At 46.8% G+C, this 13,225-nt stretch carries 10 protein-coding genes; 9 read left to right on the top strand and 1 reads right to left on the bottom strand.

Annotated features, from left to right (window positions below; translation table 11 throughout):
- The first annotated feature begins 6 nt into the window (after window positions 1-6).
- Window positions 7-2,178: a type I DNA topoisomerase gene (gene topA / locus KH813_RS00415; RefSeq protein ID WP_303991824.1), complete on the top strand. Its 2,172-nt coding sequence runs from the start codon at window positions 7-9 to the stop codon at window positions 2,176-2,178.
- On the top strand, window positions 2,156-3,481 hold the full coding sequence (gene trmFO, locus KH813_RS00420; protein WP_303991827.1) for a methylenetetrahydrofolate--tRNA-(uracil(54)-C(5))-methyltransferase (FADH(2)-oxidizing) TrmFO: 1,326 nt from the start codon (window positions 2,156-2,158) through the stop codon (window positions 3,479-3,481). Before topA ends, trmFO begins: the two co-directional genes overlap by 23 nt.
- A 25-nt stretch (window positions 3,482-3,506) precedes the next feature.
- Here trmFO and lgt read toward each other — a convergent pair whose 3' ends face one another.
- Window positions 3,507-4,322, bottom strand: a complete 816-nt coding sequence (gene lgt / locus KH813_RS00425) for a prolipoprotein diacylglyceryl transferase (RefSeq protein ID WP_303991830.1) — start codon at window positions 4,320-4,322, stop codon at window positions 3,507-3,509.
- Window positions 4,323-4,466: 144 nt separating this feature from the next.
- Here lgt and mnmA point away from each other — a divergent pair, with 144 nt between their 5' ends.
- The 7 genes from mnmA (at window position 4,467) to dnaJ (ending at window position 13,220) form a co-directional block, all read left to right on the top strand.
- A complete protein-coding gene (gene mnmA, locus KH813_RS00430; RefSeq protein WP_303991833.1) occupies window positions 4,467-5,561 on the top strand; it encodes a tRNA 2-thiouridine(34) synthase MnmA in 1,095 nt (364 codons plus the stop codon).
- Complete coding sequence (gene lepA, locus KH813_RS00435) at window positions 5,551-7,347, top strand: translation elongation factor 4 (RefSeq protein WP_303991836.1); 1,797 nt, start codon at window positions 5,551-5,553, stop codon at window positions 7,345-7,347. The genes mnmA and lepA overlap by 11 nt, the downstream gene beginning before the upstream one ends.
- Window position 7,348: 1 nt before the next feature.
- Window positions 7,349-8,488 (top strand): radical SAM family heme chaperone HemW, encoded by a 1,140-nt coding sequence (hemW, locus tag KH813_RS00440; RefSeq protein ID WP_303991838.1) that lies wholly within the window; start codon window positions 7,349-7,351, stop codon window positions 8,486-8,488.
- Window positions 8,489-8,586: 98 nt separating this feature from the next.
- A complete protein-coding gene (gene hrcA, locus KH813_RS00445; RefSeq protein ID WP_303991841.1) occupies window positions 8,587-9,624 on the top strand; it encodes a heat-inducible transcriptional repressor HrcA in 1,038 nt (345 codons plus the stop codon).
- Entirely contained in the window at window positions 9,625-10,182 is a 558-nt protein-coding gene (gene grpE / locus KH813_RS00450) for a nucleotide exchange factor GrpE (protein WP_303991843.1), read from the top strand.
- 14 nt (window positions 10,183-10,196) lie between these two features.
- Complete coding sequence (dnaK, locus tag KH813_RS00455; RefSeq protein WP_303991847.1) at window positions 10,197-12,047, top strand: molecular chaperone DnaK; 1,851 nt, start codon at window positions 10,197-10,199, stop codon at window positions 12,045-12,047.
- 18 nt (window positions 12,048-12,065) lie between these two features.
- The gene (gene dnaJ / locus KH813_RS00460) at window positions 12,066-13,220 is read left to right on the top strand and encodes a molecular chaperone DnaJ (protein ID WP_303991850.1); all 1,155 of its coding nucleotides are present in this window, start codon (window positions 12,066-12,068) and stop codon (window positions 13,218-13,220) included.
- The last annotated feature ends 5 nt before the right edge of the window (window positions 13,221-13,225 follow it).

The raw sequence follows: 13,225 nt of genomic DNA on the forward strand, positions 1-13,225 counted from the left end.
GCAGCATTGTCCATCAAACGCACAATTTCAATCGGACGCAAAAACAGTGCCGGTAAGCCGGCTGTTGTCAAAGCGCCGAAATGGGAGCGCACACCGAATCCGAACGGGAAACATCTCGTGATTGTGGAGTCTCCCGCCAAGGCGAAAACGATTGAAAAAATTCTCGGTAAAAATTATAAAGTTATGGCCAGCATGGGGCATTTGCGAGATTTACCGAAAAACTCGCTCGGTGTCGATGTGGAAAACGGATTCATACCGCGGTATACGAATGTTTCCGATCGCCATGATGTAATTTCTCATTTACGCGCGGAAGCGAATAAATCGTGCGATGTTATCCTCGCCACTGACCCTGACCGCGAGGGAGAAGCTATTTCTCATCATTTGTCGGTTCTTTTGGATGTTCCGGCGGATGAGAATGTGCGAATTACATTTAATGAAATTACGCCGCATGCGATCAAAGAAGCGATTGCCCAACCGCGTCCGATTGATGAGCAGAAGGTGGATGCGCAACAGGCACGGCGAGTATTGGACCGACTTGTCGGGTATAAATTAAGCCCCTTTCTTTGGAAAAAAGTATTTCGCGGTCTAAGCGCGGGACGCGTGCAGTCCGTGGCAGTACGTTTGATTTGTGAGCGAGAAGAAGAAATTAAGGCGTTTGTACCGGAGGAATACTGGTCTATTGAAGCCGATTATCACGTCGGCAAAGGTAAATCATTTACCGCCAAGGTTGTTCGGTACGACGACAAAGAGTTGGCAGTTGCGCAAGAAAGCGTCGCCAACGACTTAGTCGAAGAATTGAAAGCGGCGGACGCGCATGTCGAAAAATTGACGCGCGGTCAGCAACGCCGTCGACCGCAAGCGCCGTTCACTACCAGTACGATGCAACAGGACAGTGTCAATCGGCTGAATTTCGGCGCGCGCAAGACCATGATGATTGCGCAGCAATTATATGAGGGTCTGGATATCCGTGGTACTCATGTCGGTTTGATTACTTACATGCGTACCGACTCCGTACGAATCGCGGAAGAGATGCAGGAAGAAGCAAAGCAGTACATTACCGAAACTTATGGTAAAGAGTACGTACCTGAGTCACCGAATAAATACTCGAAGCAACAGCAGAGTCAGGATGCGCACGAGGCGATTCGTCCGACGTCATTAGCATATTCTCCCGCGGAAGTCGCGCCCTTTTTAAATCGGGATCAGCTGAAATTATATACGTTAATCTGGAATCGTTTTCTGGCCAGCCAAATGACGCCGCAAATTGCGCAACGTTTAACCGTGACCATTCGCGCCGGAAAATTTGAACTGCGAGCCGTAGGTCGTCATATTATTTTTGACGGTTTCACCGCAGTTTACGGGACGAAAGATAAAAAAGAAGAAACGATTTTACCGGAGTTGCACAAAGAAGATGCGTTGACGGTCAAAAAAATTGAGCCGAAACAGCACTTCACGCAACCGCCGGCAAGGTATACGGAAGCAAGTTTAATTAAACTTTTGGAAGAAAAAGGAATCGGTCGCCCGAGTACATATGCACCGATTTTGGATACCATTCAAAAACGCAACTATGTTGAAAAGCGTGATAAAGCATTTATTCCTACGGAACTGGGTTTTGTTGTGGTAGATCTTCTGAAACGCTTTTTCAGCAAGGTCGTTGATGTTAAATTCACCTCGCGTATGGAAGAGGAATTGGATAAAATTGCCGATGGTGAATTAAGCTATGAACAACTGCTGGAAAGTTTTTACAAAGTATTTGCACAGGAGCTTTCCGACGCTGAAGGAAAAATCGATAAAGTGAAAGTCATTGAGCAGGAATCCGATGTTATCTGTGATAAATGCGGCGCTAAAATGATTTATAAATTCGGCCGGTACGGAAAATTCTTAGCCTGTCCGAATTTTCCGAAATGTAAAAACACTAAGCCGATTACCGATCCGGTCGGCATTGCCTGTCCGAAATGTAAAAAAGGACACATAGTGCGCCGTAAATCCAAACGTGGCCGTGTTTTTTATGGTTGCGATCGGTATCCGGAATGCGATTTGGCATTGTGGAATGAACCGGTGGATCAATTTTGCAAAGAATGCGGATCCATTATGGTGAAAAAGAAGACACGTCAACGAGGCGAAGAAATTATTTGCAGCAACAAGGAGTGCCCGACGCATGGCAGCCATAAGAAAAAATGAAGTGATTACCGTCATCGGTGCCGGACTGGCGGGATGTGAAGCCGCCTGGCAGGCAGCGCAAGCAGGTGTACGTGTTCGCTTACTGGAAATGAAGCCGAAGCGGTATACACCGGCACACGCGTTGCCGCATTTTGCTGAACTCGTTTGCAGTAATTCGTTGCGTGCGGCAGCAATTACGAATGCGGTAGGACTTTTGAAGGAAGAAATGCGGCAATTAAATTCGCTTATCATGCAAGCGGCTGATACGCATCAAGTGCCGGCCGGCGGTGCACTTGCCGTTGATCGGGAAGGCTATGCGCAGACAGTGACCGATGCGATCAAAAACCATCCGTTGATCGAAGTGGTTACGGAAGAGGTCATGTCGATCCCGGAAGACGGTATTGTAATCATTGCTACCGGTCCGCTTACGGATGGTAAGTTAGCGGAATCGATCGCAGCATTCAGCGGGGAAGACTATTTCCATTTTTTTGATGCTGCTGCGCCGATTGTGTATTTAGAGTCATTGAACAAAGATGTAGTGTATCGCGCTTCGCGTTACAATAAAGGTCCGGCAGCATATCTCAACTGTCCATTTAATAAAGAAGAATATCTGCGCTTTCGCGAAGAACTTATCGCAGCGGAGGTAGCAGGCCAACATCATTTTGAAAAAGGCGAAATATTTGAAGGCTGCATGCCCATTGAAGTGCTCGGTAATCGCGGGGAAGATACCATGCGATTCGGACCGTTGAAGCCGGTAGGTTTGCCGGATCCGCGTACGGGCGAAGAACCGTATGCGGTGGTTCAATTGCGCCAGGATAATGCAGAAGGTACGTTATACAATCTTGTCGGTTTTCAGACCCATCTGAAATGGGGGGAACAAAAGCGGATTTTTCGCATGATTCCCGGCATGGAAAATGCGGAATTCGCGCGTTTTGGTGTAATGCATCGTAACAGCTATATCAATTCTCCTAAGCTTCTTCAAGCGACATTGCAAACTAAAAAACGTCCCACCTTGTTTTTTGCGGGACAAATTACCGGCGTGGAGGGATATGTGGAATCGGCCGCCGCCGGTTTGCTCGCCGGTCGTAACGCGGCGCGTTTGCTGCATGGTAAAATGCTTTGGGGGCCGCCGGCAACAACGGCGATCGGTAGTTTGATGCAATATATCTCGACCGATAACAAAGATAACTTCCAACCAATGAATGTGAATTTCGGCTTAATCGCTCCGTTGGCTAAGCGCGTTCCCAAAAAAGAAAAGAACACGGTACTGGCTAATCGGGCCTTGGAAGCATTGCAGGCAGCGATTGCCAATGACGAAATCTGAAATAAAAAAATGACGTCGATCGACGTCATTTTTTATTACGTTTACTTCTCCTTGTAAGAGCAGGTGGAACGGCGTTTTGCGGTTTGCGATACGCGAAATATACAAATGCACTCAAGGCAGCGAAAAAAGCAATGAGAGCAGTCAGCTGCGCCGATTTTAAACCCCATAGCAGCGTTCCGTAATCGCCGCGCAAAAACTCCAAACCGAAGCGCGCTAGCGAATACAACATGATGTAAAGTGCGAATACCTGTCCTTTGGCATGCGAACGCAATGAATAAGCGAGCAGAACGACAAAGATCAGAACATCAATCTGGCCTTCCCAAATTTCTGCCGGCCATAGGGGTTGCGCTCCATAGGTGCGGTATGCAAGTGTAGTTTCGGGATATAAGATTCCAAACGAACCGCCGGTCGGATGACCGAAGGCATCGCCGTTCATGAGATTCGCCATGCGTCCGACACTCTGCCCCATGACGATGGCAGGTGCAACCAGGTCGGCAAAATCCAAAATATCGACGTGGCGTTTACGTAAATAGTACAGTGCTGCCAAAATACCGAACAACAAACCACCTTGAATGGCCATACCGCCTTGCCATACAAACGGAATCTCTAAAAGGTGATCTTGGTAGTAGTCCCAGTCAAAAAAGAAAACATCCCAAAGACGACCGCCAATAATGCCCCAAAGTCCGCAGTAAACGGTAAGATCCCAAATATATTCCGAATAACGTCCCGCTTTGCGTGTGAAATAATAGGCAAGCAGGCCACCGGTAATAATTCCCAAAGCAAAAAACAATCCGTAGCTGCGAATGGGAAATGAGCCGATAAAAAACAGATATTGATGCATAAATTCTCCTTAAACGGTTTCAATGATTTTATTATACAGCATCAATGATGAAGGCATACAGCAGATGCCGATACAATCAGTATAAAAATCGCTTGGAAGATTTTCTATATGCTATAATAAAATAATATGTGGAGGAGGAATAGTATGAACAGAAAACGCGTAGCGGTCGCTATGAGCGGTGGTGTTGACAGCTCATTAGTAACGGCACGTTTGCAAGCGCAAGGTTATGATGTTATCGGTGTCACCATGTTGCTTTTTGATACCGTAGAAAACAATAAAGTGGTAGAATCCGCCACGATTACGGATGCCAAACGGGTAGCGGATCAATTGGAAGTGCCGCATTATGTGTTGGATTTACGCCAATCTTTTGAAGAAAAAATTATGCAATATTTTACACAATCGTATGCTCGCGGGATTACTCCCAATCCATGTGTAATGTGCAACGATTGGATTAAATTTGGGAGTTTGTATGAGTTTAGTCGTGAGCTTGGCGCCGATTTTTTGGCGACAGGACACTATGCACGAGTCCTCTACAATAAAAAACGTAATCTTTATGAGCTGCGTCGCGGTGCAGATCTGAAAAAGGATCAGTCATATGTGTTGTATCATTTAAACCAAAAGACGTTGCCCCACATTATGTTCCCGTTAGGGGAAATACATAAGGACAATACGCGGGCTTTGGCAAAAGAATTGAACTTACCCGTATACAATAAACCGGAGAGTCAAGATATCTGTTTTATCCCTGATAATGATCATATTCGTTTTTTAAAAGAGCGTATTCCCGAACAATTTGTACCGGGAGATATTGTCGATCTTGAAGGAAATATATTAGGAACGCATCAAGGGTTGCCGGCATATACCATCGGCCAACGTAAAGGTCTTGGTGTGGCGGCAAAACATCCTTTATACGTGGTTGCTATCGATGCGGAACATAACCGTGTCATTGTCGGGCCGAATGCGGCCATTTTCCAACGGGAAGTATGGGCATTGGATCCGTCGTTTACGGAATGGGAAGCTTGTACAGAGCCGTTTACCGCACAAGCTAAAATCCGCTACGCGGCACCGGCAGCAGATTGCACAGTATATCCGGGAAAAGATAGTCTGCATATAGTTTTCAAAGAGCCGCAGCGCGCGGTAACGCCGGGGCAATCCATTGTCTTCTATGAAGACGATCGAGTACTTGGCGGCGCTATTATAGCATCTAATAATTGGCAAGGAGAGAATATTCGTGTCCACTGAACGTATTCGTAATTTTTCGATCATCGCGCATATTGATCATGGTAAGTCGACGTTGGCCGATCGCTTGATTGAAATAACCGGCGCGTTATCCCAGCGGGAGATGCAGTCGCAGGTCTTGGATAACATGGAGTTGGAAAAGGAGCGAGGAATTACGATCAAATCGCAATCCGTTCGTTTGCATTACCATGCGAAAGATGGCAAAGATTATATGCTGCACTTAATCGATACTCCCGGGCATGTCGACTTCAATTATGAAGTTTCCCGCAGCCTTTCTGCGTGTGAAGGAGTGCTTTTGGTTGTAGATGCCACACAGGGGGTACAGGCGCAAACATTAGCCAATGTCTATTTAGCAGTGGATCACGATTTGGAGATTATTCCGGTCATTAATAAAGTGGATTTGCCAAGTGCAAATACCGACTTGGTAAAAGCCGAGATCGAAAATGTTATCGGTCTTGACGCGCACGATGCCGCGATGATTTCGGCCAAGACCGGGTTGGGCGTACCGGATGTGCTGGAGCAAATTGTTCAACGGATTCCTTCGCCGCCGGATTATAGTGATCGACCGTTGAAGGCGTTGGTATATGACTCTCATTTTGATCCTTACAAAGGTATTATTGCTTATGTGCGAATCCATGAAGGCTCCGTCAAAGTGGGCGACCAAATCCGGATGATGGCGACCGGTAAAACATTTGAGGTGACGGAAGTCGGCTTTTTTGCGCCGCAAATGACGCCTACTCGGGAATTGAGTTGCGGTACGGTAGGATATTTAGCAGCAAGTATTAAAAATGTTCACGACTGTCGAGTGGGTGACACGATTACGACAGTGGAAAACGGTGCTGCCGAACCGCTGCCCGGTTATCGTAAGGCGACACCGATGGTGTATTGTGGGTTGTATCCGGTGGACAGCAAAGACTACGGCAATTTACGCGATGCATTGGACAAACTGAATTTAAATGATGCGGCGCTGGTGTATGAAGCGGAAACTTCGCTTGCGTTAGGTTTCGGATTTCGCTGCGGTTTTCTCGGCTTATTGCATATGGATGTAATTCAAGAGCGGCTGGAACGCGAATATCAGTTGAATTTGATCACGACAGCACCTTCGGTCATTTATCATGTTTGTACCACGGACGGAAACATGATCGCGGTAGACAACCCCGCTCACTTGCCTGATCCGACGGTAATTGATCATATCGAGGAACCGTTTGTAAAAGCTACCATCATGCTGCCGTCCGATCTTGTCGGAGCTGTCATGGAACTCGCGCAGGAACGTCGCGGTGAGTATCATACAATGACATACATTGACGAGACTCGGGTCGCACTCGAGTACTATTTACCGTTGAATGAAATTATTTACGACTTCTTTGACAAGCTAAAATCCGGAACACGGGGCTATGCGTCTTTGGATTATGAGCTTTTTGGGTATCGACCGGCGGACATGGTCAAACTTGATATTCTGTTGAATGGAGACTTAGTGGACGCGTTGAGTACTATCGTTCACCGTAGCTCGGCACCGTCACGCGGTCGGGCACTGGCATTGAAGTTGAAAGATATTATTCCGCGCCAAATGTTCGAAATTCCGATTCAAGCGGCAATAGGCAATAAAATTATTGCCCGTGAAACCGTTAAAGCGATGCGTAAAGATGTACTTTCAAAATGTTATGGCGGCGATATTACACGTAAACGCAAGCTGCTCGAAAAACAAAAAGAAGGTAAGAAGCGTATGAAGCAGGTCGGCAGTGTTGAGATTCCGCAAGAGGCGTTTATGGCGATTTTGAAAGACGATTAAGATGAGCACAGGAATTTATATTCATATTCCTTTTTGCACAAGCCACTGTCATTATTGCCATTTTTACTCTGCCGTGGTTCGCGAAGAGATGTATGATTGTTACTTAGCGGCATTGTTGAAAGAAATTACCAATCGGCCGCTGAGCTCCTTTTCCAATCATGTAGACAGCATTTATTTTGGGGGCGGGACACCGTCCCTTTTTGGCGTGCAACGAATTCATGACGTGTTACTGGCACTCCGTGAACGCTTTGCTGTGTGGGACACCGCGGAAGTAACTCTGGAAATGAATCCCGACGGGATTACTCGCAGTGATTTAGAGGCTTACCATGCGGTGGGGGTTAATCGTTTAAGCGTGGGGGTACAAACCTTTCGTGATGATTTATTGCAACGGATCGGACGTACCCATCGTGCACAGGATGCTTGGCGTACTATCAAAGACGCGGCACACATCGGTTTTAAAAATATCACTCTTGATTTAATGTACGGACTTCCTGAGCAATCCGTCACCGATTTTAAAACCTCACTCGTGAAAGCGGTGCATTTACCGATCACGCATATTTCCATTTACGGATTGATTATTGAACCGGGGACCTTATTTGCTCGGTTGGCAGAGCGAGGGCGCTTGGTCTTGCCGTCGGAAGAGACGGAATGGGAAATGTATCAAACTATGGTGCGTATGTTGCCGCAATACGGTTTTGCCCGCTATGAAATTGCCAATTTTGCAAAGTCGGGGTACGAAGCCGTACATAACCAAAAATATTGGCGCTATGAACCGTATATCGGATTCGGTGCGGCCGCGGTTTCTTTTGATGGGAATTTTCGTTACAGCCATGTTGCGGATTGGCAGGCCTATATAAAACAAATCGACAGTGCGCGATGGATGCCGCAAGACGTTGAAGCCATTGATCGTCAAACTGCAATGGAAGAATATTGTTTCATGAACCTGCGCCGGCGTCATGGCATTTCTATGTCCGCGTTTGCCACTGAATTTGGTATTGCGCTTCAGGACGTTTATGGAAAAGAATTAGAAATGTTATTAGAAGCAGGGCTTTTACATCACGCTACTGCTGATACGATAGCACTTACACGTCGTGGTGCAGCAGTGGCCAACCAAGTATTCACTCACTTCATTCGCACATAAAGACAAGATAATTTGACTTTTTCACCTTTTCGTGATAAATTATGTAATAGATTTAGCACTCGATATAGATGAGTGCTAATAAGACAGGGGTGATGACGATGAAAGAACGTAAACAAATTATTTTGCGTGCGATCGTTCAAAGCTATATTGCCACTGCCGAGCCGGTCGGCTCACGTACGATTGCACGGATTTATGATCTGGGTATCAGTCCGGCAACGATTCGTAATGAAATGCAGGATTTGGAATGGATGGGGTATCTAGAGCAACCGCATACTTCTGCCGGCCGTATTCCTTCGTTAAAAGGATATCGGTTCTATGTGGACAGCTTAATGCAACCGGGCAACGTCAGTCGGGAAGAAGCGACTGCGATTAAGGATTGGTTTACTTTAGAAAACAGGCAAACACAAGAAATTTTTAATGAGGCGGCGCGCATTTTGTCGGGGTTGACCCATAACCTTTCATTGGCCGTGACAGATGAATCGCAACATGCTGTTTTCAATTACATTCAATTTTTGCCGTTGGACGCGAATCGCGCCATTTTACTTTTGGTAACAACCGACGGCAGCGTAGATCATTCCACGTTTCCAATGCCCGAAGGCGTAACGCTGTTGAAATTGCAGGATTTTGCGGTGCAGCTGAATCGCGCGTTGCATGGGCGTGAATTGCGGGAAATTACCACAGAGCTCATGCAGGAACTGCAGCGAGACTTTTGGGTCGAACCACAAGTGATGTTCGATACGCTGGATACGATTCAGAGCACGGTCGGCAAAAATCGCGAAATTTTTACCGACGGTGTCAGTGAGTTGATTCGCCAGCCCGAGTTTAAAGACTTAGGTAAGCTGCAAGAGTTGATGCAACTTTTAGAAGAGAGTAAGCAACTCGCTGATCTTATCAGTCATTCGCCGTCTACTGCACTTACGGTACGCATCGGTCCGGAAACGGGGATTGCCGCATTGCATAACTATAGTGTGGTACAAGCACAATTTTTTGATCAACAAAAACTAGTAGGTAGCGTAGCGGTCATCGGGCCGACGCGCATGGAATATGATAAAATTGTTTCGTTGTTGCATATGATGCAGCAAAAAGTGAATTCCGTCTTACGAACAGGAAAAACCGATGGAGATGAGGTGCATTAATTGAATCCGGAATACAAGGAAGAACAAAACAAAGCAACCGAAGGGGATGGAGATACGGTTGACGAATCGAAAATTGTCGGTGAACAGGAAGATGCTGCTTGCGCGGCAGAGATCGCTGAGTTGACACAAAAGTGGGAAGACAGTGAACGCTTGCGCTTGCGTTTGCAAGCGGACTTTGATAATGCCCGGAGACGTTATCGTCAAGAGCGTTCAGAACTAAACGACAGCGCGCAAGCGGAAGTGATTACAAGTTTATTGCCGATTTTAGATGAGTTTGAAAGAGCCTTGTCACATCCTGTAGAAGGTGCTGATGAAAAATTTTTAGAAGGATTTCAACTGATTTATCGTAAGTTGGTGAATTTGTTGAAGGCTTATAAAGTGGAAGAAATTGTTGCTTTAGGTGAACAGATGGATCCGAATTATCATGAAGCCGTCATGCGTCTGGCGACCGACGATAAACCGGAAGGGGAAATTACCGCGGTATTCAAAAAAGGTTACCGCATGAATGATAAAGTGTTACGCGCAGCACAAGTACAAGTAGCGCATCAAGAAGACTAAGGGGGAAATTCAGAATGGGAAAAGTAATAGGTATTGACTTAGGTACAACCAACTCGGTAGTCGCGGTCATGGAAGGCGGCGAACCGGTAGTTATTACAAATGCGGAAGGCTCGCGCTTAACACCATCGGTCGTAGGTTTTTCGAAGACCGGTGAACGTTTAGTGGGACAACTTGCGAAACGTCAAGCGGTATCCAATCCGGATCGTACAATCAGTTCCATTAAACGTCACATGGGCACCAATTATAAAGTAAACATCGATGACAAAGCGTATACGCCGCAGGAAATTTCCGCGATGGTTCTGCAAAAGCTCAAACAGGATGCGGAAGCATACTTGGGTGAAAAAGTAGAAAAAGCCGTCATCACAGTGCCGGCGTATTTTACAGACAGCCAGCGCCAAGCTACAAAAGATGCCGGCGCGATTGCCGGTCTGGAAGTATTGCGTATCATCAATGAACCGACGGCAGCCGCATTGGCGTATGGACTTGATAAAGATGAAGCGCATACCATTCTTGTGTTCGACTTGGGTGGCGGTACGTTCGACGTTTCCATTCTGGATCTGGCCGAAGGCGTTTTTGAAGTTAAAGCTACACAAGGGAACAACCATCTCGGCGGTGATGACTTCGATAAAAAGGTTATGGACTGGATTATCAGCGAATTCAAAAAGACCAATGGTGTCGATTTGAGCCAGGACAAAATGGCGTTGCAGCGTTTAAAAGAAGCGGCGGAAAAAGCAAAAATCGAATTGTCCGGCGTGCTCTCTACAAATATCAACTTGCCATTTATTTCGGCCGATTCCAACGGTCAGCCGATGCACTTGGACTTGAATCTTTCCCGTGCTAAATTCAATGAATTAACCGAAGATTTGGTACAGGCAACTATGGAGCCGACCCGTAAAGCGATTGCAGATTCGGGACTGTCGGTAAGTGACATTGACAAGATTCTTTTGGTTGGCGGATCCAGTCGTGTTCCGGCTGTTCAGGAAGCGATTCAAAAAATCTTGGGCAAAGAACCCAGCAAAGGTATTAACCCTGATGAATCGGTAGCGATAGGTGCAGCGGTTCAGGCGGGCGTATTAGTCGGTGAAGTCAAAGACGTGCTGCTGCTGGATGTTACCCCGCTTTCCTTGGGGATTGAAACATTGGGCGGAGTATTTACGAAAATTATTGATCGCAATACGACTATCCCGACCTCGAAGAGTCAAGTATTCTCGACCGCGGCGGATAATCAGCCGGCCGTAGACATCCACGTCTTGCAGGGTGAACGTAACATGGCAGCGGATAACAAGACGCTGGGTCGCTTTGAACTGAGCGGCATTCCTGCGGCACCTCGTGGAGTACCACAAATTCAGGTTACTTTTGATATTGATGCGAATGGTATTGTACATGTATCCGCTAAAGACTTGGGGACCGGTAAAGAACAGACAATTACTATTACGTCTTCGAGCGGTCTTTCCGATGATGAAATTGAGCGCATGGTAAAAGAGGCGAAATTGCACGAAGCAGAAGACGAAAAGAAAAAAGAAGAAGTGGAAGTTCGCAATAATGCCGACTCTTTAGTTTACCAAGGAGAAAAAACGCTGAAAGACCTTGGTGATAAAGTTGATGCGGCACAAAAACAAAAAGTAGAAACGGCGATTTCCGAACTGAAAGAAGCGCTGGCAGGTACTGATGTAGAAGCCATTAAGGCGAAGGCGGAAGCATTAAGTACACCGCTGCATGAGTTGGCAAGCAAGTTGTACGAACAGGCTAATGCACAGCAACAGTCGCAGGCAAATAACGGTCAGCAACAAACAACGCAACAGGAGACGAATGACGGCACCGTCGATGGCGATTACAAAGTCATGGATGATGAAGATAAAAAATAATGACAGAGGAAGTTTGGCATGAGCGATCAGAATTATTATGACGTACTGGGTGTCAATAAGGATGCCAGTGCTGATGAGATAAAAAAAGCTTACCGTAAAATGGCTCGGAAATATCATCCTGATTTAAATAAGGATGATCCGAAAACAGCGGAAGCCAAATTTAAAGAAGTCAATGAAGCCTATGAAACGCTTTCGGATGAATCCAAGCGTGCGCAGTATGACCAATTTGGTCATACTGCGTATCAACAGGCCGGCCAAACGGGCGGCTTTGGCGGTTTCGGTGGGTTCGGTGGAGCACAAGGCGGATTTGGCGGATTTAGCGACCTGGGCGATATTTTTGGTAGCTTTTTCGGCGGTGGTACAGCTCGGCAAACGGGGCCGATACGCGGCGCAGATTTGCGCTACGATTTGGAAATTACTTTGGAAGAAGCCGCTGTGGGCGTAGAAAAAGAATTTAGTATTGTCAAAGACGAAGTTTGTCCCCATTGTCACGGCGATGGTGCCGAACCGGGAACCAGCGTGCAAACCTGTCCGCAATGTCACGGTACCGGGCAGGAGCAAGTCGTACGGAATACGCCCTTAGGTCAAATGATGAGTGTGCATACCTGTTCGCGTTGCCAAGGTCGAGGAAAAGTTGTTGAATCTCCATGTCATGAGTGTCGCGGTAGCGGTAAAGTCCAGAAAAAACGTAAGCTTCGCGTGAAAATTCCGGCCGGTGTAGACACCGATTCGCGGATTCGTTTGGCCGGTGAAGGCGGTTTAGGCGAACGCGGCGGGGAAACGGGCGATTTGTATGTGTATATTTATGTTCAGCCACATGCGCGTTTCCAACGTCGTGGTGCGGATCTTTTCTGTGAAGCGGAAATCTCGTTTCCGACAGCCGCTATGGGTGGGACGATTCAGCTCGACACGCTGTTCGGCAAAGTGGAGTTAAAAATTCCACATGGCACTCCCGGAGGAAAAACATTTCGCCTTTCCGGGCAAGGACTGCCATCGTTGCGAAGCGATCGAAAAGGCGATTTAAATGTACGGGTCACGATTGGTGTACCGCGCAGTCTATCCTCCGAGCAGCGAGCGGCTTTGCTGAAATACAGCGAGTGCACGGGCGACAGCACAGTCAATAAAGAAGAGCCATCTTTTTTCGATAAACTGAAGGATAAATTGAATAATTAGTAAAA

The organism is Negativicoccus succinicivorans, from assembly GCF_018373335.1.
GTDB lineage: Bacteria > Bacillota > Negativicutes > Veillonellales > Negativicoccaceae > Negativicoccus > Negativicoccus succinicivorans_A.